The sequence below is a fragment of the Streptomyces sp. NPDC047042 genome (assembly GCF_040644035.1).
GTDB lineage: Bacteria > Actinomycetota > Actinomycetes > Streptomycetales > Streptomycetaceae > Streptomyces.
Map to the genome: position 1 here is coordinate 90,938 of NZ_JBEYVP010000037.1, position 20,439 is coordinate 111,376.

The 20,439-nt window shown below is 69.8% G+C and carries 17 protein-coding genes, 1 tRNA gene and 1 pseudogene; 14 read left to right on the forward strand and 5 right to left on the reverse strand.

From position 1 onward, the window contains the following. Positions 1–123 precede the first annotated feature (123 nt). The 4 genes and pseudogenes from ABZ855_RS36040 to ABZ855_RS36055 all read left to right on the forward strand — a co-directional run bounded on the left by ABZ855_RS36040 (position 124) and on the right by ABZ855_RS36055 (position 4,348). Positions 124–1,680, forward strand: coding sequence for an aldehyde dehydrogenase family protein (locus ABZ855_RS36040; protein WP_360814134.1), 1,557 nt, complete (start codon positions 124–126; stop codon positions 1,678–1,680). Between the two features lie 85 nt (positions 1,681–1,765). Beyond that, positions 1,766–2,998: a formyl-CoA transferase gene (gene frc, locus ABZ855_RS36045; protein ID WP_360814168.1), complete on the forward strand. Its 1,233-nt coding sequence runs from the start codon at positions 1,766–1,768 to the stop codon at positions 2,996–2,998. A gap of 115 nt (positions 2,999–3,113) precedes the next feature. After that, positions 3,114–3,529: pseudogene (locus ABZ855_RS36050) on the forward strand (carbonic anhydrase). A gap of 48 nt (positions 3,530–3,577) precedes the next feature. Further along, positions 3,578–4,348 carry an acyl-CoA dehydrogenase family protein gene (locus tag ABZ855_RS36055; protein WP_360814136.1) on the forward strand — a complete coding sequence of 257 codons (771 nt, stop codon included), beginning with the start codon at positions 3,578–3,580 and terminating at the stop codon, positions 4,346–4,348. A 158-nt stretch (positions 4,349–4,506) separates the two neighbouring features. Here the strand turns inward: ABZ855_RS36055 and ABZ855_RS36060 are convergent, their stop codons facing one another. Continuing rightward, entirely contained in the window at positions 4,507–5,196 is a 690-nt protein-coding gene (locus ABZ855_RS36060; protein ID WP_360814138.1) for a GntR family transcriptional regulator, read from the reverse strand. Between the two features lie 230 nt (positions 5,197–5,426). On the opposite strand from ABZ855_RS36060, the gene ABZ855_RS36065 reads away from it, so the two are divergent. From ABZ855_RS36065 to ABZ855_RS36085, 5 genes are read left to right on the forward strand one after another with little or no spacing between them, the layout of a single operon-like run. After that, positions 5,427–5,942: a formate dehydrogenase subunit gamma gene (locus ABZ855_RS36065; protein WP_360814140.1), complete on the forward strand. Its 516-nt coding sequence runs from the start codon at positions 5,427–5,429 to the stop codon at positions 5,940–5,942. Further along, a complete protein-coding gene (locus tag ABZ855_RS36070; protein WP_360814142.1) occupies positions 5,939–7,552 on the forward strand; it encodes an NADH-quinone oxidoreductase subunit NuoF in 1,614 nt (537 codons plus the stop codon). Before ABZ855_RS36065 ends, ABZ855_RS36070 begins: the two co-directional genes overlap by 4 nt. After that, positions 7,549–10,317 (forward strand): formate dehydrogenase subunit alpha, encoded by a 2,769-nt coding sequence (fdhF, locus tag ABZ855_RS36075; RefSeq protein ID WP_360814144.1) that lies wholly within the window; start codon positions 7,549–7,551, stop codon positions 10,315–10,317. The genes ABZ855_RS36070 and fdhF overlap by 4 nt, the downstream gene beginning before the upstream one ends. Before the next feature lies 1 nt (position 10,318). Beyond that, on the forward strand, positions 10,319–10,534 hold the full coding sequence (locus ABZ855_RS36080) for a formate dehydrogenase subunit delta (RefSeq protein WP_327698753.1): 216 nt from the start codon (positions 10,319–10,321) through the stop codon (positions 10,532–10,534). A 20-nt stretch (positions 10,535–10,554) separates the two neighbouring features. Continuing rightward, entirely contained in the window at positions 10,555–11,535 is a 981-nt protein-coding gene (locus tag ABZ855_RS36085; protein ID WP_360814146.1) for a LysR family transcriptional regulator, read from the forward strand. A 23-nt stretch (positions 11,536–11,558) separates the two neighbouring features. Here the strand turns inward: ABZ855_RS36085 and ABZ855_RS36090 are convergent, their stop codons facing one another. Continuing rightward, entirely contained in the window at positions 11,559–13,136 is a 1,578-nt protein-coding gene (locus ABZ855_RS36090; protein ID WP_360814148.1) for a FadD7 family fatty acid--CoA ligase, read from the reverse strand. Between the two features lie 256 nt (positions 13,137–13,392). Between ABZ855_RS36090 and oxc the strand changes: the two genes are divergently transcribed. Together oxc and frc (ABZ855_RS36100) are read left to right on the forward strand one after the other, a co-directional pair. Further along, positions 13,393–15,144 carry an oxalyl-CoA decarboxylase gene (gene oxc, locus ABZ855_RS36095; RefSeq protein ID WP_360814150.1) on the forward strand — a complete coding sequence of 584 codons (1,752 nt, stop codon included), beginning with the start codon at positions 13,393–13,395 and terminating at the stop codon, positions 15,142–15,144. A 27-nt stretch (positions 15,145–15,171) separates the two neighbouring features. Beyond that, positions 15,172–16,428, forward strand: coding sequence for a formyl-CoA transferase (gene frc / locus ABZ855_RS36100; RefSeq protein ID WP_360814152.1), 1,257 nt, complete (start codon positions 15,172–15,174; stop codon positions 16,426–16,428). Positions 16,429–16,520: 92 nt separating this feature from the next. Here frc (ABZ855_RS36100) and ABZ855_RS36105 read toward each other — a convergent pair whose 3' ends face one another. Together ABZ855_RS36105 and ABZ855_RS36110 are read right to left on the reverse strand one after the other, a co-directional pair. Next, positions 16,521–16,952: a PAS domain S-box protein gene (locus ABZ855_RS36105; protein ID WP_360814154.1), complete on the reverse strand. Its 432-nt coding sequence runs from the start codon at positions 16,950–16,952 to the stop codon at positions 16,521–16,523. Positions 16,953–17,037: 85 nt separating this feature from the next. Beyond that, complete coding sequence (locus ABZ855_RS36110) at positions 17,038–18,009, reverse strand: 2-dehydropantoate 2-reductase (RefSeq protein ID WP_360814156.1); 972 nt, start codon at positions 18,007–18,009, stop codon at positions 17,038–17,040. A 251-nt stretch (positions 18,010–18,260) separates the two neighbouring features. On the opposite strand from ABZ855_RS36110, the gene ABZ855_RS36115 reads away from it, so the two are divergent. Beyond that, positions 18,261–18,938 (forward strand): GntR family transcriptional regulator, encoded by a 678-nt coding sequence (locus ABZ855_RS36115; RefSeq protein ID WP_360814158.1) that lies wholly within the window; start codon positions 18,261–18,263, stop codon positions 18,936–18,938. Between the two features lie 135 nt (positions 18,939–19,073). Further along, positions 19,074–19,161: transfer RNA gene (locus ABZ855_RS36120), tRNA-Leu, on the forward strand. 280 nt (positions 19,162–19,441) lie between these two features. Here the strand turns inward: ABZ855_RS36120 and ABZ855_RS36125 are convergent. Beyond that, positions 19,442–20,065 (reverse strand): TetR/AcrR family transcriptional regulator, encoded by a 624-nt coding sequence (locus ABZ855_RS36125; RefSeq protein WP_360814160.1) that lies wholly within the window; start codon positions 20,063–20,065, stop codon positions 19,442–19,444. A gap of 198 nt (positions 20,066–20,263) precedes the next feature. On the opposite strand from ABZ855_RS36125, the gene ABZ855_RS36130 reads away from it, so the two are divergent. Then, the coding region (locus ABZ855_RS36130) for an FAD-binding protein (protein WP_360814170.1) at positions 20,264–20,439 on the forward strand (176 nt) is incomplete at its 3' end.

Sequence of the window (20,439 nt, forward strand, 5' to 3'; positions counted from 1 at the left end):
GGTGATGTCCAGGGGGCGTGCAGCACTTTTCAGACGACGCCGAATCATGAACCCGCACCCCGCCGCGACTCCTGCCCCATCCCATCCCCGCCCCCGACTGTGCACCGAGAGCGGAGACACCGAATGGCGACCACCCTCAACCCGACCCACCTCGTGCTGAAGTCCGGCACATCCTGGTCCGACGCCTGGCAGCGATGCCTCACCGTGGCCCCCGAGGCCTTCCGCGACGACCGCGTCCTCAACCTCTGGAACGCCTCCTGGCAGGCCGACGGCCGGGCCCTGCCCGCCACCAGCCCCGTCGACGGCAGCCCGATCGCCGGCCCGCCCCGCCTGGACCCCGACACCGCCCACCACGCCGTACGCGCGTGCCTGGACCAGCACCGCGCCTGGCGCCACATCCCGCTGGGCGAGCGCCGCGCCCGCGTCGCGGCCACCCTCGACGCCCTCACTCAGCACCGCGAACTCCTCGCCCTCCTGCTCGTCTGGGAGATCGGCAAGCCCTGGCGGCTCGCGCAGGCGGACGTCGACCGGGCCATCGACGGGGTGCGCTGGTACGTCGACGGCATCGAGCCGATGGTCGCCGACCGGGTCCCGCTGGACGGCCCGGTGTCCAACATCGCCAGCTGGAACTACCCGATGAGCGTGCTCGTTCACGCAATGCTGGTACAGGCACTGGCAGGCAACGCGGTCATCGCCAAGACCCCGACCGACGGCGGTGTCGCCTGTCTGACCCTGGCCTGCGCGCTCGCCGCCCGTGAGGGCATTCCCGTCACCCTCGTCAGCGGCGGCGGGGGAGAGCTGTCCGAGGCGCTGGTGCGGGCGCCCGAGATCGGCTGCGTCTCCTTCGTGGGCGGTCGCGACACCGGCGCCGCGGTGGCCACGGCCGTCGCCGACCTGGGCAAGCGCCACATACTCGAGCAGGAAGGACTCAACACCTGGGGCATCTGGAACTTCTCCGACTGGGACACCCTCGAGACCGTCGTCCCCAAGCTCTTCGACTACGGCAAACAGCGCTGCACGGCGTACCCGCGCTTCGTCGTCCAACGCGCCTTGTTCGACGAGTTCCTGACGGCGTACCTCCCCGCCGTGCGCACCCTGCGCGTCGGCCACCCGCTCGCCGTAGAGAACCCCGACGACCCTTACCCGGCACTGGACTTCGGGCCCATGATCAACGCGGCCAAGGCGAAGGAACTCCACGACCAGGTCGCCGAGGCGGTCGCCCGCGGCGCCGTCCCCCTGCACCGCGCCAGTGAGATCGACGCCCGCTTCCTGCCCGGTCAGGACACCTCGGCGTACGTCCAACCAGTCACCCTTCTGGGCCCGCCGCCCTCCTCGCCGCTGCACCACGCGGAACCGTTCGGGCCGGTCGACACCATCGTCCTCGTCGACACAGAGGCGGAGCTGCTGGCCGCGATGAACGCCTCCAACGGCGCACTCGTCGCCACCCTGTCCACGGACGACAGGGCGACCTTCGACCGGCTCGCCCCGCAGATCCGCGCCTTCAAAGTAGGCCACAACAAGCCGCGTTCACGAGGCGACCGCGACGAGCTGTTCGGCGGCTTCGGCGCGTCCTGGCGCGGCGCGTTCGTCGGCGGCGAGCTGCTGGTGCGCGCCGTGACCCGGGGACCGGCGGACGAACGGCTGCCCGGCAACTTCCCGGAGTACCAGCTCATGCCGTGACCGGCGGCCGGGCGGCACCCGTGCGGGGGTGCCGCCCTCCGGCAGACATCGCGTGCACACCCGTCGACGTACAAGTGAGGTGGCGATCATGGAGAAGGCGCTCGCGGGAATCCGCGTTCTGGATATGACGCATGTGCAGTCGGGTCCGTCGGCGACGCAGTTGCTGGGGTGGCTGGGCGCGGATGTGGTGAAGGTGGAGGCGCCGGGAGGCGATGTCACGCGGGGGCAGTTGCGGGACGTGGCGGGGGCGGACTCCCTGTATTTCACGATGCTCAACTGCAACAAGCGCAGTGTCACGCTGAACACCAAGTCGGCGCGGGGCCGGGAGATCCTCACGGAGCTGATCCGGCGTTCGGACGTGCTGGTGGAGAACTTCGGGCCGGGCGCGGTCGACCGGATGGGTTTCACCTGGGATCGCATCAAGGAGATCAATCCGCGGATCGTGTACGCGTCGATCAAGGGGTTCGGGGAGGGCCCGTACACCGGTTTCAAGGCGTACGAGGTGGTGGCGCAGGCGATGGGCGGGTCGATGGCGACCACCGGGTTCGAGGACGGGCCGCCGATGGCCACCGGCGCGCAGATCGGCGATTCCGGCACCGGGATCCACGCGGTGGCGGGTGTCCTGGCCGCCCTGCTGCAGCGCGAACGCACGGGACGGGGGCAGCGGGTGAACGTGGCGATGCAGCACGCCGTCCTCAACCTGTGCCGGGTCAAACTGCGTGACCAGCAGCGTCTTCAGCGCGGCCCGCTGGCCGAGTACCCCACGGAGGATTTCGGTGACGAGGTACCGCGTTCGGGCAACGCCTCGGGCGGCGGGCAACCGGGCTGGGCGGTGCGATGCGCGCCGGGCGGACCCAACGACTATGTGTACGTGATCGTGCAGCCGCCCGGCTGGAAGCCTCTCGCAGAGCTGATCGGCAGGCCCGAACTCGCCGACGACCCGCAATGGGCCACTCCCGAAGCCCGCCTGCCGAGGCTGGCGAAGATGTTCCAGCTGATCGAGGAGTGGACTTCGACCCTGCCGAAGTGGCAGGTCCTCGAACGGCTGAACGCGCACAGCATTCCCTGCGGGCCGATCCTGTCCACGAAGGAGATCATCGAGGACTCCTCGCTCGCCGCGAACGACATGATCGTCACGGTCGACCATCCCGAACGCGGCCCCTTCACCACGGTCGGCAACCCCCTCAAACTCTCCGACTCGCCCACCCACATCACCACCCCGCCCCTCCTGGGCGAACACACCGAGGAAATCCTCATCGGCGAACTCGGCCTCGGTGACGAGGAACTGCGCCTGCTCAGGGCGGAGGGCGTGGTCTGACCGGCGGCGACCGACGCTGCTTTCACCCCGTCCCGGCACGCGGCGCGGACCGGCGTGTCCGGGACGGTTCCCGTTCGTCTCCGATTCGCGTTCGACCGGAGTGAGGTAGCCCAGCATGTCGACACACGCGTCTCATATCGCCCAACACACGGTCACCGACAGGCTCGTGGAGTCCAACCGCGCCTACGCCGCCAGGTTCGCCGACCCGGGGACGGACGCCCGCCCGGTCCTCGGGGTCGCGATCGTGGCCTGCATGGACGCCCGTCTCGACCTGCACGCCGCGCTCGGCCTGGAGCTCGGCGACTGCCACACCGTCCGCAACGCCGGCGGCGTCGTCACCGACGACACCATCCGCTCCCTGACGATCAGTCAGCGCGCGCTGGGTACCCGCAGTGTCATCCCCGCCAGTCGATGCAGCGCGTACGCACCAACCCGTTCCTGCCGCACACGGACGATGTCCGGGGCTTCGTCTTCGACGTGACGACCGGGCTGCTGCGGGAGATCGACCCGAGCCCCGACCCGCGCCCGTGAACCGGGTGGCGTCGGCCACTGTACGCAATCACTCTCAGGGGGCACTCCATGTCGTCGTACCGCACCGCTCTCGCGGAAGTCCTGGCCCGTGCCGTCGCGCCATGTGCCGAAGTCACCGGCACGGAGGGCAGGTTCCCCCGAGGCGCCGTGACGGCCCTCGGGGCCACCGGGCTGTTGGGGCTCACCGTCTCCACCGAGTTCGGCGGCGCCGGACTGGGCCTGCCGGAAGCCGCCGAGGTGGTCGCCCGGACGGCGCGGGTCTGCCCGGCGACGGCAGCCGTGCTCCGGTCCCACTACGCGGCGGTCGCCGTCATCGACTCGCACGGCAGCCCGTGGGTACGCGGCGAGATCGCCGCCGGACGCCACCTCGCCGGCCTCGCCCTGGCCGAGGACGACACCGGAGAACAGGGGGCGGAGGCCCAACTGCTCATGCCTCGCTGCACCGCCGTGCGCTCCGGAGGGGTGGTCGCCCTGCGCGCCCGCAAGCGCGGGGTGGTCGCGGCGGGGGAGGCGGACAGTTACGTCTGGTCCTCCCGGCCGCTCGGCGTACGCGACGGCCTCACTCTCTGGGGAGTCCCGGCGCACGCCCCGGACCTGTTCGTACCCGCCCGGCCCGACGCCGCCGGACCGCCGGGCAGCGCCACGTCCACGGTGCTGGCCGACCCGGTGCTGATACCGGCGGACGCCCGACTTGGCCCGGACGGCGGCGGGGACGACATCGTGCTGCGCACGATCCTGCCGTGGCTGCTCGAACTGGGGGCCGCAGCCGCTGCGGGGACCCCACGGTTGGCCGCCGCCGACTCTCTCGCGCGCTCCTGAAGCTCCGGTCTGTGGCGGCTGGGGAAACCCCGGCGGAGACTCGGGCGGGCGAACCCTGCCCGGGGTGAACCCGCCTCGCGAAAGCCCACGCCGGAGGGACCTCACCGCGCACTGAACTCCCGTTCCCGGAAGGTTGGTTCGGCCGCTTGCCGTGGCTGTCAGGACTGGCTTGCCCCGATGGCCAGCTGCCTGCGGTAGAACTCCGTTGTGCGTTCCGTGTGTTTGCGCATGACCTCGCCCGCGCGGTCCGCGTCGCCCCTGGAGATGGCCTTGATGAGCTGGATGTGCTCGTTCCACGCCTCCTTGCCCCGGGGCTTGGCGATCGGCGTGTAGTACCAGCGCACCTTCTGGCCCACCTGCGCAAGCATCTCGGCCAGTACGTCGTTGGCGGCCAGGGTGGTGACGAAGGCGTGCAGGGCGGTGTTGGCCGCGACCAGGCGTTCGACATCGCCGGCGGCGAGCGCGTCGAGGCCCTCCGACTGGAGCTCGCAGAGGCGCTCGACGTCCTCGGGCGTCGCGTTGCGGGCGGCGAGCTGGGCCGAGTAGGTCTCCAGCACCGAGCGGACGCCCAGGAGTTGGGCGGCCTCCTCCTCGGTGGGGGAGTGGACGAAGGCGCCCTGCGCGGGCCGCAGATCGACCCAGCCGGCGGTCTGCAGGCGCTGCAGGGCCTCACGAACCGGTTGCCGGCTGACTCCGAGATGCTCGGCGAGTTCGGCCTCGACCAGGTGCTGACCGGGCTTGAGCGAGCCGTTGACGATCAGTTCGGTCAGGGCGTCGTACACGGCCTGGCGCAGGGGTGCCGGGCGGGTGACGCGCCGGGACGCCGCAGCCGTGAGTGCCTCGCGCATGGTTGTCCTGTTCTGCTTCGCCGCCGGGCCGACGGCTTTGCCAAGAGGTGGCCGCCAAGAGGGATGCCGACGACGTTTTCAGCATACAGGTTTTGGTATGCAACATGGCGTGGTCGCCGTTGCGCTGAGGCCAGTTCAAACTGTCGTCTGTATACAGAAGCCTGTATGGGGTATCGTCGAAGTCTCCTGCAACCCTCGCCGGGGACCGCGTTTCGGAAGGCGGAGCGATCATGACGACCAGCGGGAGCGATATGACGGTCGAGAGCGTGGTCCGGAGGGCGGTGGCCGATCACCGGGGTTGGCGTGGCGCGCTGCTGCCCGTACTGCACGCGATCCAGGCCGAGTTGGGCCATGTGCCGCAGGAGGCGGTTCCGGTGCTGGCCGACGAACTCAACCTCTCCCGGGCGGACGTCCACGGAGTGGTGACCTTCTACCACGACTTCCGCCGCGAGCCCGCCGGCCGCACCACGGTGCGCGTCTGCCGCGCCGAGGCCTGCCAGGCCCTGGGAGCCGACCGCCTCGTGAACCACGTACGGGAGAGCGGACTGACCCTGGGGGAGACGTCGGTGGACGGGTCGGTGACCGTCGAGCAGGTCTTCTGTCTGGGCAACTGCGCACTGGGGCCGTCGGTCGAGGCGAACGGACGGCTGTACGGACGGGTGAGCCCGGCCCGACTGGGCTCCCTCCTCAACGGCACGCGCGACGCGACGCCCAACGGATCGCTGAAGGGGACGGTCTCCTCATGAACAACTCCTCGCACAGCGCCGCCACCGTCTACGTCCCCCGTGACTCGGCAGCCAGGTCCGTCGGCGCCGACGAGGTCGCGGGCGCCCTGCAACGGGCCGCCACCCGCGGCGACTTCGCCATCGACGTCGTACGCAACGGATCGCGCGGCATGCTCTGGCTGGAGCCGATGATCGAGGTAGTGACCCCGCAGGGCCGCGTCGGCTACGGCCCGGTGGCCGCCGAGGACGTGGACGCACTCCTGGCCGCCGGCCTGCTGGACGGCGCGGACCACCCGCTGCGCCTCGGCCTGGTCGACGAACTGCCCTGGCTGGCCCACCAGACCCGTGTCACCTTCGCCAGAGTCGGGCTGACCGACCCCCTGTCGACGCGGGACTACGTCGAGCACGGCGGCCTGGCCGGGCTGCGGGCCGCCCTGGACATGGCGCCCGCCGACGTGGTCGCCGAGGTCACCGAATCCGGACTGCGAGGTCGCGGCGGCGCCGGATTCCCGGCCGGCATCAAGTGGAAGACGGTCCTGGACTGCGCCGACGAGCTGAAGTTCGTCTGCTGCAACGCCGACGAGGGCGACAGCGGGACCTTCGCCGACCGCATGGTCATGGAGGGCGACCCGTTCCTCCTCATCGAGGGCATGACCATCGCCGCGCACGCCGTCGGCGCGAGCGAGGGCTATCTCTACATCCGCTCCGAATACCCGGACGCGATCGCCACGATGCGCGAGGCCATCGAGATCGCCCGCGAGCACGGCTGGCTCGGCAAGGGCATCCTCGGCTCCGCCCTCGACTTCGACCTGCACGTCCGTGTCGGCGCGGGTGCGTACATCTGCGGCGAGGAGACCTCCATGCTGGAGAGCCTCGAGGGCAGGCGGGGCACCGTGCGCGCGAAACCGCCGATCCCGGCGATCGAGGGCCTGTTCGGCAAGCCGACCGTCGTGAACAACGTCCTCACCCTGACCACCGTCCCGGTCGTCCTCGCCCACGGCGCGAAGGCCTACCAGGACCTCGGCGTCGGCCGTTCACGCGGCACCCAGGTCTTCCAGCTCGGCGGCAACATCGCGCGCGGCGGCATCGTCGAGACGGCCTTCGGCATCACCCTGCGCGAGCTGATCGAGGACTTCGGCGGCGGCACCCGCAGCGGACGCCCGCTGCGCACGGCGCAGGTCGGCGGACCCCTCGGCGCGTATCTGCCGACGTCGATGTTCGACCTGCCGATGGACTACGAGGCCTTCGCCGAGGCCGGCGCGATGCTCGGGCACGGCGGGATCGTCGTCTTCGACGACAGCGTGGACATGGCGGCGCAGGCCCGCTTCGCGATGGAGTTCTGCGCCGAGGAGTCCTGCGGCAAGTGCACACCGTGCAGAGTCGGTTCGGTCCGTGGCGTCGAGGTGATCGACAGGATCGTGGCCGGTACGCACCGCGACGAGAACCTCGCCCTGCTGGAAGACCTCTGTGACCTGATGACCGACGGCTCGCTGTGCGCGATGGGCGGGCTGACCCCGATGCCCGTGCGCAGCGCCCTCACCCACTTCCCCGACGACTTCCTCGGCGGCCGTCAACTTCTGAGCATCCAGCCCGTACCGGCGACCCGCCCGAAGACGGAGGGAACGGCATGACACTCCTCAAGGAACCCGACTTCGGAACCCCGGAACGCCCCGGCCCGGCAACGGTGTCGGTGGAGGTGGACGGCCTTCCGGTGACCGTCCCCGAGGGCACCTCGGTGATGCGCGCGGCGGCACAAGCGGGCGTCGACATACCCAAGTTGTGCGCCACCGACAGCCTGGAGGCGTTCGGCTCCTGCCGGTTGTGCGTGGTCGAGATCGACGGCCGGCGCGGCACCCCGGCCTCCTGCACGACACCGTGCGCCGACGGCATGAAGGTGAGCACCCAGACACCGAAGGTGGAGAAGCTCCGCCAGGGCGTCATGGAGCTCTACATCTCCGACCACCCCCTCGACTGCCTCACCTGCCCGGCCAACGGGGACTGCGAACTCCAGGACATGGCAGGGGTGGTGGGGCTCAGGCAGGTCCGGTACGGCTACGAGGGCGCCAGCCATCTCGACGCCGAGAAGGACACCTCCAACCCCTACTTCGACTTCGACCCCTCCAAGTGCATCGCCTGCTCCCGCTGCGTACGGGCCTGCGGCGAGGTCCAGGGCACCTTCGCGCTGACCATCGAGGGGCGCGGCTTCGACTCCAAGGTGTCGGCGGGCGCCGGCGAGACCTTCATGGACTCCGAGTGCGTCTCCTGCGGAGCCTGCGTCCAGGCCTGCCCGACATCCACGCTCCAGGAACGCTCGGTCGTCGAACTCGGCATGCCCACCAGGTCGGTTGTGACGACCTGCGCCTACTGCGGAGTCGGCTGCTCCTTCAAGGCCGAGCTGCGCGGCGACGAACTGGTGCGCATGGTGCCGTACAAGGACGGCGGGGCGAACGAGGGCCACTCCTGCGTCAAGGGCCGCTTCGCCTTCGGGTACGCCACCCACCCCGACCGCCAACTCAAGCCCATGGTGCGGGAGAAGACCACCGATCCCTGGCGCGAGGTCGAGTGGGACGAGGCGATCGGCATGGTCGCCCGCCGCATGCGCGAACTCCAGGACCGGTACGGAACGAGTGCGGTGGGCGCCATCACCTCCTCGCGCTGCACCAACGAAGAGGTGTACGTCGTACAGAAGATGGTGCGCGCCGCCTTCGGCAACAACAACGTCGACACCTGCGCCCGTGTCTGCCACTCCCCGACGGGATACGGACTCAAGCAGACCTTCGGCGAGTCGGCGGGCACCCAGGACTTCCGGTCCGTGGCCGAGGCCGACGTCATCATGGTGATCGGCGCCAACCCCACCGACGGGCACCCGGTGTTCGCCTCCCGGATGAAGCGCCGGCTGCGCGAGGGCGCCAAGCTCATCGTGGTCGACCCGCGCCGCATCGACCTCGTCCGCTCGCCGCACATCGAGGCCGAGCACCATCTCCAGCTCAGGCCGAGCACCAACGTGGCCGTCGTGAACGCGATGGCCCATGTGGTGGTCACCGAGGCCCTGTTCGACCGGGACTTCGTGGACGCGCGGTGCGAGGACTTCGACCAGTGGGCGGAGTTCGTGGGCCGCCCCGCGAACAGCCCGGAGGCGGTCGAGCCGATCACCGGCGTACCGGCCGCCGAACTCCGGGCCGCCGCAAGGCTGTACGCGACCGCCCCCAACGGAGCCATCTACTACGGTCTCGGTGTCACCGAGCACAGCCAGGGCTCGACCATGGTCATGGGAATGGCCAACCTCGCGATGGCGTGCGGCAACATCGGCCGGGACGGCGTCGGCGTGAACCCGCTGCGCGGTCAGAACAACGTGCAGGGCTCCTGCGACATGGGCTCCTTCCCGCACGAACTCCCCGGCTACCGGCATGTATCCGACGACGCCGTGCGTACCGTCTTCGAGAACCTCTGGGGCGGAACCCTCCTCGCCGAACCGGGACTTCGTATCCCGAACATGTTCGACGCGGCGATCGACGGCACCTTCCGCGGACTGTTCGTCCACGGCGAGGACATCGCCCAGTCGGACCCCAACCTCAAGCACGTCAGCGCCGCGCTCGAGGCCATGGAACTGGTCGTCGTACAGGACCTGTTCCTCAACGAGACGGCCAAGTTCGCGCATGTCTTCCTGCCCGGCGCCTCGTTCCTGGAGAAGGACGGCACGTTCACCAACGCCGAGCGCCGGATCAACCGGGTGCGCGCGGTGATGAAGCCGAAGACGGGCAAGCACGAGTGGCAGATCGTCAGCGAGATCGCCACCGCCATGGGCTACCCGATGGCGTACGACCATCCGCGCCAGATCATGGACGAGATCGCCTCGGTCACCCCCACCTTCACCGGTGTCTCCTTCGAGCTGCTGGACAAGCTCGGCAGCATCCAGTGGCCGTGCAACGAGGAGGCGCCGGAGGGGACGCCCATCATGCACGTGGACGAATTCGTGCGCGGCAAGGGCCGGTTCGTGGTCACCTCGTACGTGCCGACGAACGAGCGCAGCACCCGGCGCTACCCCCTGGTGCTGACCACGGGCCGCATCCTCAGCCAGTACAACGTCGGCGCGCAGACCCGCCGCACCGGCAATGTTGCCTGGCACCCCGAGGACATCCTCGAACTGCACCCGCACGACGCCGAGGACCGCGGCATCAAGAGCGGTGACATGGTCACCCTGGCGAGTCGCGTCGGGCAGACGACGCTGCGCGCGGAGATCTCCGACCGGATGCCGACCGGCGTCGTCTACACCACCTTCCACCACCCGGTGACCGGCGCCAACGTGGTGACCACGGAGAACTCCGACTGGGCGACCAACTGCCCGGAGTACAAGGTCACCGCCGTGCAGGTCGGCCTGGTCATGGTGGCGGACTGAGATGGCCGCAACCGCCGTACCCCCGGAGCGCCGGATGGCCAACGACATCGCCGCCAACCACGGTCATCTGCCGGACGACGTCGCCGCCGAGGCGATCGCCGGGCACGTGGGCAGGTTCTGGGACCCGCGCATGCGTACCCGGTTGTACGAGTTCGTCGATGCCGGGGCGGACGGACTCGACCCCCTGGTGGTGGCCGCCGTGAAGCTCCTGCGCTGACCGACAGAGAGGAGTCGTTCATGCTGTTCCGGCAGCTGGAGTACTTCGTGGCGGTGGCGAGGGAACGGCACTTCGCCCGGGCGGCGGAGTCCTGCTACGTCTCCCAGCCGGCGCTCTCGGCCGCGATCGCCAAGCTGGAACGGGAGTTGAACGTCACGCTGATCAACCGCGGCCACAACTACCAGGGCCTCACCCCGGAAGGCGAACGCCTCGTCGTCTGGGCCAAACGCATCCTCGCCGAACAGGACGCGTTCAAGGCGGAAGTTGCCGCCGTACAGTCCGGTATCACCGGGACACTGCGGCTGGGCACGGACCCCACGGCGTCCACGACTCTCGCGCTCCCCGTCGCGGCCTTCTGCGCCGCCCATCCGCTGGCCAAGGTGCAGGTCAGGTCCCGGCTGTCGACGAAGGAACTCCACCGCCAACTGCGCGACTACGAACTGGACGTGGCGATAGCCCACTTCGACCCGGGCGACCAGGAGGGCCTCCAGGTCGTCCCCCTCTACCAGGAGCGCTACATGCTGCTGGTCTCCGACGACCAACCCGTCGCCCAGGCGGCCACCGTCACCTGGGCGGACGCCGCCCAACTGCCGCTCGCCCTGCTGACACCCGACATGCGCATCCGCCAGATCGTCGACACCGTGTTCGCGCAGAAGGGGTTCGTGGTGACCCCGCAGGTCGAGACGGACTCCATCGCCTCCCTCTACGCCCATGTGGGCGGCGGCGGTTGGGCGAGCATAGTGCCGCACACCTGGCTGCGCGCGATGCCCGTCGTCGGCCGGACGAGAGCGCTGCCCCTGGTCGACCCGGAGGCCGGCGCGCAGGTCTCGGTGGCGATCCACGCGGCCACACCGGGCTCGGTCGCCGCGCGGGCGTTCGTCAACGCCGCGACGGGCCTGTCCCTCGACGAATTCTTCGCCCGCCCGATGCCACTTCCGCTTCCCCTGCCGACACCGCATCCGCTGCCGACACCGACACCGACCGAGCACAGCGTGCGTTGACCTGCGGGCACCGAGCCCGCCCCTCAGGGCGCGTACCGGGCCTGTACGGCCTTCCGGTCCAGGCCTCCCTTCGCGGTGTGCGGGAGGGCGGCGACCAGCTCGATCCTGTCCGGCACCTCGAACGCGGCCAGCCGGTCCCGGCAGTAGCGCAGGATCTCCGCGGGCCCCACGTCCTCGCCGGCGCGCACCACCACGGCGGCACCGACCAGCTGCCCGTAGACCGCGTCGGGTACGGCGAACACGGCCGCCTCGGCGACCCCCGGGCAACCGGCGAGGATGTCCTCGACATGCTCGGGCGAGATCTTCTCCCCGCCCCGGTTGATGAGGTTCTTGATCCGTCCGGTCAGCGACAGATAGCCGTCCGCGTCCAGCGCGCCCAGATCACCGGTGCGCAGCCACCCGTCGACAAAGATGTACGCCGTCCCGTCCGGATCGCCGAGATAGCCGCGGGCGACGGTCGGACCGTGCACCCACACCTCTCCCTCGACGCCCACCGGACACGCCCGCCCACTCCGGTCGACGACCCGCACCTCGACCCCGGTCGGCCGCCCGACCGAGCCCTGCTTCAGTGCGCCCCGCTCGGGCAGCGGCTCGCTGGTCGCCTGGTGCGAGGACTCGGTCATCCCGTACGCGGACAGCAGCGGAGCGCCGAACGTCCGCTCCAACGCGCGCTGCGTGGCCGTGTTGAGGGGGGCGCTGCAACTCCGTACGAACTTCAGGGGCGGCGCCTTCGGTCCCGGGTACTCCCGTTCCGAGCGGTCGAGGAGGATCTCGTGGATCGCCGGCACCGCGGTGAACCAGGTGGCGGTCACGGCCCGCATGTCGTCCCAGAACGTGCCCGCCGAGAAGCGCCCCCGCTCGGGCAGCAGTACGCACCCTCCGCTGGCCAGGGAGGCCAGCAGCGCCGCGAACAGCCCGTGCCCGTGGAAGAACGGCATCACCGCGACCGTCGCGTCCCCCGGGCCCAACTCGTAGGTGGCACACACTCCTTGCACGGAGGCGGCCACATTGGCGTGGGTCAGCGGGACCATCTTCGCCCGGCCGGTGGTCCCCGCCGTGAACAGGACGAGGGCGTCCCGATCCGACAACTCGCCTGCGGTGACCGCCACTTCGGGCACGTCCCCGGTGTCGAGTGCGACCGCCGCCGAACCCGCCCGGGACACTTCCACCCGCAACGGCCACACCGGCACCGGCAGTACGGCGACATCGGATACGGACGGTCCTACGAGCACCGCCCGAGCCCCCAACGCGCGCAGCCGGGCCACGAGTTGGGACGCGGGAAGCGCCGGATCCAGCGGAGCGACCACCAGCCCCGCCCGCGCCGCACCCAGCAACGCCACCACGAACTCGGCGGTGTTGGCACAGATCAGCCCGACCGCGTCACCCCGCCGAAGACCCGCACGGCCGAGACGGTCCGCCACGTCGGCGGCCAGCGTGGCAAGGCCCCGATAGGAAAGCGGCACCCGCTCACCGGTGACCACCAGAGCCCGGGCGTACGGCCGTTCCCGCACCTGCCAGTCGAGGAGATCCACGAGGCCGGTGACCGCCGGAGGCCGGTACCGGTTCACGTCGCGCACGGATGCCGCGGCCGGAACCGCCATGCCCCCACCCCCTCGCGCCAGCTCTGATGAAGCAGTCCTCTGCGAGCCTGCGGCGGCCCGCGGTCGGCGTCCAATACGCACTGGTGAACGGCCGATAGCAGCCGTCTATCAAGGGAGTTGGCAAGCCCTCGACCAGCCCTCGATAGAAGCTGTTTATCGGCTGGTCGCCGATGGGTCTTGGACGCGGCCGGGCGCGCTGCGGATGGTGAATGAAGTAGCCGCTCCGGCAGGACCTGCCCAAGGAGGACCTCGGACCATGACCGCCCCCTCGCCCCTGGAGACCGCGGCAGCAGCCGACGTTCCGACCGAACTCACCGACGGGTACCACCTGGTCGTCGACGCGCTGAAGATGAACGACGTCGACACCATCTACGGAGTGGTCGGCATCCCGATCACCGACCTGGCCCGCCTCGCCCAGGCGCAGGGCATCCGCTACATAGGCTTCCGGCACGAGAGCAACGCCGGACACGCGGCGGCCGCGGCCGGCTACCTCAACAAGAAGCCCGGCGTGGCCCTGACCGTGTCGGCGCCCGGCTTCCTCAACGGTCTGGTCGCGCTGGCCAACGCGACGACCAACTGCTTCCCGATGGTCCAGATCTCCGGCTCCAGCGAGCGCCATCTCGTCGACCTCAAGCAGGGCGACTACGAGGAGATGGACCAGCTCGCCGCCGCGCAGCCGTTCGTCAAGGCCGCCTACCGGGTCAGCCGCGTCGAGGACATCGGCCGGGGCATCGCCCGCGCGCTGCGCACGGCGATCTCCGGACGCCCCGGCGGCGTCTACCTCGACATCCCCGCCGCCGTGCTCGGCGCCATCATGCCGGCCGAGGAGGGCGCGAAGACCCTGAGCCGCCTCGTCGACCCCGCGCCGCGTCAGCTGCCCGCGCCGGAGGCCGTGGACCGGGCGATCGAGCTGTTGGCAGGCGCCGAGCGGCCGTTGGTGGTGCTGGGCAAGGGCGCCGCGTACGCGCAGGCCGACGAACGGGTCCGCGAGTTCATCGAGTCCACGGGCATTCCGTACGTACCGATGTCGATGGCCAAGGGCCTGCTGCCCGACGACCACCCGCAGTCGGCGGCCACCGCGCGCTCACTCGCGCTGAAGAAGGCCGACGTCGTGATGCTGATCGGTGCCCGCCTCAACTGGCTGCTGGGGCACGGCCAGGCGGGCTGGAACCCCGAGGCCAGGTTCGTGCAGATCGACATCGACCCCAAGGAGATCGACAGCAACCAGCCCATCGCCGCCCCCCTCGTCGGTGACATCGAGTCGGTGCTCGAGGCACTCGCCGAGCGGACCAAGCCCGGTCAGATCTCGGCCCCTTCGGCCTGGCGCGAGGAGCTCGGGGCCCGCTCGGCGCAGAACGTGGCCAAGATGGCGCAGCGCCTGGCGGCCGACCCGCACCCCATGCAGTTCATGGGCGCCCTGAAGGCCGTACGCGATGTCGTGCGCGCGCGCCCGGAGACGTACATCGTCAACGAGGGCGCCAACGCGCTGGACATCGCGCGCAACGTCATCGACATGCACGTACCGCGCCACCGTCTCGACAGCGGGACCTGGGGCGTCATGGGCATCGGTATGGGATATGCCATCGCCGCAGCCGTCGAGAGCGGCGCGCCGGTCGTGGCCGTCGAGGGCGACAGCGCCTTCGGGTTCAGCGGGATCGAGATCGAGACGATCTGCCGCTACAACCTGCCCGTCGTCACCGTGATCATGAACAACGGCGGGGTCTACCGGGGCGACGACACCAACCCCTACGACGACGCCCCCTCGCCGACGACCCTCATGGGCTCCGCCCGCCACGACCTCATGATCGAGGCGTTCGGCGGCAGGGGCTACCGCGCGACCACGCCCGCCGAGGTCACCGCCGCCCTCACCGAGGCCCTGGCCTCCGGCGGACCGGCCCTCATCGACTGCGTGATCGACCCCTCGGCCGGCACCGAGAGCGGCCACATCTCGCACCTCAACCCCAAGGGCATCACCGTCGGCAACATCACCACCGCAGCGAAGAAGTGACCCTACGCACATGAAAAGGAAGCTGACATGAGTGAAAAGCCGCTCGCCGGAATCAAGGTGATCGACTTCACCGGGGTCCAAGCCGGTCCCGCCTGCACGCAGTTGCTCGCCTGGTTCGGCGCCGACGTCCTCAAGGTGGAGCGCCCGGGCGGCGGCGACGTCACCCGGAAGCAACTGCGGGACATCGAGGATCTCGACGCGCTGTACTTCACGATGCTCAACAGCAACAAGCGCTCCCTCGCGATCAACACCAAGACCGCCGAGGGTCTCGAGGTGCTGGAGAAGCTCATCACCGACGCCGACGTGCTGGTGGAGAACTTCGCGCCGGGCGCCCTGGACCGGATGGGCCTGACCTGGGAGCGCATCCAGGAACTCAACCCGCGCCTGATCTTCGGCTCGGTGAAGGGCTTCAACGACCAGTCGTCCTGGAACGACCTCAAGGTCTACGAGAACGTCGCCCAGTGCGCGGGCGGCGCCGCCTCCACCACCGGCTTCTGGGACGGCCCCCCGACCATCTCCGGTGGCGCCCTCGGCGACACCAACACCGGTATGCACCTGGCGATCGGCATCCTCACCGCGATCATCGACCGGGGGAAGACCGGCAAGGGGCAGAAGGTGTCCGTCTCCATGCAGGACGCCGTCCTCAACCTCTGCCGGGTCAAGCTGCGCGACCAGCAGCGCCTCGAGCGGGTCGGCCACCTGGAGGAGTACCCGCAGTACCCGAACGGCGAGTTCACCGACGTCGTGCCGCGCGGGGGCAACGCGGGCGGCGGCGGGCAGCCCGGCTGGGTCCTCAAGTGCAAGGGCTGGGAGACGGACCCGAACGCGTACATCTACTTCACCGTCCAGGAGCAGAACTGGAAGCGCACGGCGGAGGTGATCGGCCGTCCGGAGTGGGCCGAGGACCCGGCGTACGCCACCGCGCGCGCCCGGCAGTCGCACATCTTCGAGATCTTCGACGAGATCGAGAAGTGGCTCGCGGACAAGACCAAGTACGAGGCGGTGAACATCCTGCGGGAGTGGGAGGTCCCTTGCGCCCCGGTCATGAGCATGAAGGAGCTGGCCTACGACGAGGACCTGCGCAAGAGCGGCACGGTCGTCGAGGTCGAGCAGAAGGGGCGGGGCACCTATCTGACCGTCGGCAGCCCGGTGAAGTTCTCCTCCTTCAAGCCGGAGATCGTCGGCGCCCCGCTGCTGGGCGAACACAGCTCCGAGGTCCTGGTCGAACTCGGGTACGACGAGGAGACCATCGGCCGGCTGAAGGAGAGCGGCGTCATCGTCTGACGCGGTGACCGACGCGGTGTCCGACGGGAAGCGGCCGTGGCCTTGTGGGCCACGGCCGCTTCCGTGTCATCGGGCACGTTGTCCGGTGGGACTCAGACCGACGCGTCGGCCTCGGCCCGCCGACGCATGAGTTCGCGCTCGCGCTCGCGGCGCGCGGTGACGTCCCGGATGACCGCTCCGACGTATGTGCTGCCGTCGGGGCCCGGCAGCAGCACCACGCTGAACTCGATGGACAGCTTGCGGCCGTCCGCCGCCAGTGCGGGAACGTTCAGCAGGTCCGCGTCCCCGTACTTGGTCGTGCCCCGGTCCATGGCCTCCTCAAAGCCGTCCCAGTGACGCTTGCGATGCCGCTCGGGGATGATGACGTCCAGGCTGCGACCGTCCACGTCACCAGCAGAGAACCCGAAGATGCGCTCCGCGCCCCGGTTCCAGAAGCGGATCAGTCCCTCGCCGTCGATGATCACTATGCCGTCGGGTGCCTGGGCGGCCATTCCCAGCACCACCTCGGGATTCAGATCTTCCATGTCGCCTCCGTGCAGGGGCAGTCGGACACCGAACGCGTGCGAGAAGACAGTATACAGATGGATCGTATACAGAATCCATAATGAGTCACGCGGCGGTTCCCAACGCCAGGAGGTCGCTGATGGCGTGGACGGTCCGCAGGGTAGGGACGTCGACACCGGTGATGTCGGCGAGCTCGATGACGGCGGTCAGCAGGACGTCGAGCTCGAGGGGTTTGCCCCGTTCGAGGTCCTGGAGCGTGGAGGTGCGATGGTCGCCCACGCGTTCCGCTCCGGCCAGCCGGCGTTCGATGGAGATGCCGATACGGCAGTTGAGGGCCTCGGCGACGGTGAGGGTCTCCTCCATCATGGTCTGGATGACCTGCCGGGTGCCGCCGTGGTGGCACATCTGACGCATCGTGGCACGGGCGAGGGCACTGATGGGGTTGAAGGAGATGTTGCCGAGGAGCTTGAGCCAGATGTCGTTGCGCAGGTCGGGTTCGACCGGGCATTTGAGCCCGCCGGCCTGCATGACCTCGCTGAAGGCCAGGCAGCGGGGGGAGAGGGTGCGGTCCGGTTCGCCGATGGAGAACCGGGTGCCCTCCAGGTGTCTGACGACGCCCGGCCCTTCGAGCTCGGTCGCCGCGTACACCACGCAGCCGATGGCCCGCTCGGGCGCGAGTACGGCACTGACCGCGCCGCCGGGATCCACGCTCTCGACACGATGCCCGTCGTGAGGTCCGCCGTGGCGGTGGAAGTACCACCACGGGATGCCGTTCTGCGCCGCGATGACGGCCGTGGACCCGTGGAGCAGGGGCTCGATGAGCGGCCCGCACGCCGCGTACGAGTTCGCCTTGAGTCCGAGGAAGACATAGTCGACGGGGCCGATGTCGGCCGGGTCGTCGGTGGCCTGGGCGTGAGCGGTGAAATCACCGCGTGGGCTGAGGACCCGTACGCCGTGTTGCCTCATGGCCGCGAGGTGCGGTCCACGGGCGACAAGGTGGACGTCGGCGCCTGCTTGGTGCAGGGCCGCGCCGACATAGGCGCCGATGGCACCGGCGCCGAGGATGGCGACTTTCACTGGGTGGCGCTCCGTTCGGTCGAGGGTGTACCGCGGAACTGTCGAGAATGGCGAAAACTGTCGACGAAATATTGTCTACAGGATGGAGATGGCGGCAGCAAGGGTTTGCGGTGGCACCCGGACGGCCACCCGTGCCGTGTGAGCACCGGGTTCCCGGGGTTTGCGGGGTTTGTGCGCCGTAGACTGTAGGCGAAAGCCAATTCATACTTGGCTCTCATATGTAGCCACGGCGCTGCAGAGGAGGGGCTGCGATGTTGTCGACGACAGGACTGCCGCAGGGCGCGGTACCCAAGCTCGAACGTCCCGGCCCGCTCCGTGACCGGGTGTACGAGGCGCTGCTCGAACTCATCACCACCCGAGCCCTGCAGCCCGGGCAGCATCTTGTGGAGAGTGAGCTCGCCGGACATCTGGGGGTCTCCCGCCAGCCCGTACGGGAGGCGCTCCAGCGGCTGAACACGGACGGCTGGGTCGATCTGCGGCCCGCCCAGGGCGCCTTCGTGCACGAGCCGACGGAAGCGGAGGCGGATCAACTCCTCACCGTCCGCGCGCTGTTGGAGGCCGAGGCGGCCCGGCTCGCCGCCGCCAACGCGGGTGCCGCGTCCATCGCCGCGCTGGAGGAGCTGTGTGCGGAGGGCGAGCGCGCCGTCGCCGCCGATGACGTGGACGGCGCGGTCGCCATGAACGCCCGGTTGCACGCCAAGATCATGGAACTGGCCGGCAATACGGTCCTCGCCGAGCTGGCGGCGCAGGTCGACCGCAGGGTCCGCTGGTACTACACGCCGGTCGCCCGGCAGCGCGGGAAGCAGTCCTGGATCGAGCACCGCGCGCTGATCGCGGCGATCGCCGACCGCGACGAGCGGCGCGCGACGGAGATCATGCGGGCCCACACGGAGCACACGCGCGAGATGTACCACCAGCGGGAGAAGTAGGCGTGGCGCGGTAGTCGTACGGTCGCTCCGCGCGGTCGCCCGGGGTGAGAGATATGCAGGTGAAAGCCAGTCCGAAACCTTGGTATTGTTGGCCATGCCGCTGCGGGGAACACCCCCGACTGCGGCAGACACCTTGTCCGGGTGGCGGAATGGCAGACGCGCTAGCTTGAGGTGCTAGTGCCCTTTAACGGGCGTGGGGGTTCAAGTCCCCCCTCGGACACCAGAACAGCACGTTTGAACCCCGGCCCCGGATGGGTCCGGGGTTCTTCGTATTTTCGAGTTTGTCGGCGGCGCATCCTTCGGCGGCTGACCGAGCAGTTCAGGACCGGCCACACCGCGCCTGCGGCGGAGCAACTCGACTGGATGCGGGCGCAGTCTTCGGCCCGCCGCCCAGGCGACCGCCCGGCGGCGCGTGAACCTGCGGGCCGTGTCCCCGCGCGTCGAAGTTGGGCCGGCCGCATCGCATGCCTGTGCGACGAGGCCGGCCGTCCCCTTCTCAGCTCTCAGGTGTGGCGGGGGCGGGGCAGTAGGGCGAAGGCGGTCTCCGCGATGGAGGTCAGGCGGTCGGGGCTGTGGCCGTACGCGCCCACGACATCGCTCCCGCGGATGACGGTCAGCAGGAGGTAGGCGAGGTCGTCGGCATCCGCGTCGGGGGCGAGGTCGCCGTGGCGCTGTGCCGCTCGCAGGCAGTCGGCCACCGCTGTCCTGACCACGGTGAAGCAGTCGTGGGCCAGGCGTTTGACCTCGGGGTCGGAGGCGCCGATCTCCAGGGCCATCTTGGCGGCGAAGCAGGCCGCCTCCGTCCGGTCGTCGGCGGGAGGCACGTCGGGGGCGAGTGGCACTCCGTGGACGGCGCGCAGCAGGTACGCGTGCAGTCGTTCCAGGGCGCCCTCGTCCGGTCCGGCGAGCATCTTCGGCGGCCCCTGCCCCAGCCGGGAGAAGTAGCCGGTCATCGCCTCCAGCAGCACGCCGTGCTTGCCGTCGAACGCGGCATAGAGGCTGCCGCGGCCCAGGCCGGTGGCGGTGCTGATGTCGTCGACGCTCGTGCCGTTGTAGCCCGAGGCGCGGAACTGCCGCTCGGCGGCGTGCAGGACGTGGTCGCGGTCAAAGCTTCGTGGTCTGGCCATGCACCGAAGGTACGTCCGACCCACCCTTCTTGACAAGTCAGTACAGAACCATCTAGGTTTCCGACTGTTCAGTCCACAACGGTCCTGACCTCCCCGGACAGGCTGTGCATCACGAATGTCGGGCTACCCCCCCGCCAACCACCACCCAGAACTCGAAGGACTGACCGAACCATGACTGACAAGGAAACGCAGGAGGCGATGGCGGTGGCGACTCCTCCGTACGCAAGCGACGCACTGTCCGAGGAGACTGTCGACGCGGTGGTGATCGGCGGGGGCGCTGCGGGGCTGAACGGTGCACTGGTCCTCGCTCGCTCCCGCCGCTCGGTCGTCGTGATCGACGGCGGCTCCCCGCGCAACGCGCCCGCCGAGGCCGT

Excerpts from the sequence above, each read along its gene's own strand:
- ABZ855_RS36040 (WP_360814134.1), top strand. The coding sequence starts at position 124 with ATGGCGACCACCCTCAACCCGACCCACCTCGTGCTGAAGTCCGGCACA.
- ABZ855_RS36055 (WP_360814136.1), top strand. The coding sequence starts at position 3,578 with ATGTCGTCGTACCGCACCGCTCTCGCGGAAGTCCTGGCCCGTGCCGTC.
- ABZ855_RS36060 (WP_360814138.1), bottom strand. The coding sequence starts at position 5,196 with ATGCGCGAGGCACTCACGGCTGCGGCGTCCCGGCGCGTCACCCGCCCG.
- ABZ855_RS36065 (WP_360814140.1), top strand. The coding sequence starts at position 5,427 with ATGACGACCAGCGGGAGCGATATGACGGTCGAGAGCGTGGTCCGGAGG.
- ABZ855_RS36070 (WP_360814142.1), top strand. The coding sequence starts at position 5,939 with ATGAACAACTCCTCGCACAGCGCCGCCACCGTCTACGTCCCCCGTGAC.
- fdhF (WP_360814144.1), top strand. The coding sequence starts at position 7,549 with ATGACACTCCTCAAGGAACCCGACTTCGGAACCCCGGAACGCCCCGGC.
- ABZ855_RS36080 (WP_327698753.1), top strand. The coding sequence starts at position 10,319 with ATGGCCGCAACCGCCGTACCCCCGGAGCGCCGGATGGCCAACGACATC.
- ABZ855_RS36085 (WP_360814146.1), top strand. The coding sequence starts at position 10,555 with ATGCTGTTCCGGCAGCTGGAGTACTTCGTGGCGGTGGCGAGGGAACGG.
- ABZ855_RS36090 (WP_360814148.1), bottom strand. The coding sequence starts at position 13,136 with ATGGCGGTTCCGGCCGCGGCATCCGTGCGCGACGTGAACCGGTACCGG.
- oxc (WP_360814150.1), top strand. The coding sequence starts at position 13,393 with ATGACCGCCCCCTCGCCCCTGGAGACCGCGGCAGCAGCCGACGTTCCG.
- frc (WP_360814152.1), top strand. The coding sequence starts at position 15,172 with ATGAGTGAAAAGCCGCTCGCCGGAATCAAGGTGATCGACTTCACCGGG.
- ABZ855_RS36105 (WP_360814154.1), bottom strand. The coding sequence starts at position 16,952 with ATGGAAGATCTGAATCCCGAGGTGGTGCTGGGAATGGCCGCCCAGGCA.
- ABZ855_RS36115 (WP_360814158.1), top strand. The coding sequence starts at position 18,261 with ATGTTGTCGACGACAGGACTGCCGCAGGGCGCGGTACCCAAGCTCGAA.
- ABZ855_RS36125 (WP_360814160.1), bottom strand. The coding sequence starts at position 20,065 with ATGGCCAGACCACGAAGCTTTGACCGCGACCACGTCCTGCACGCCGCC.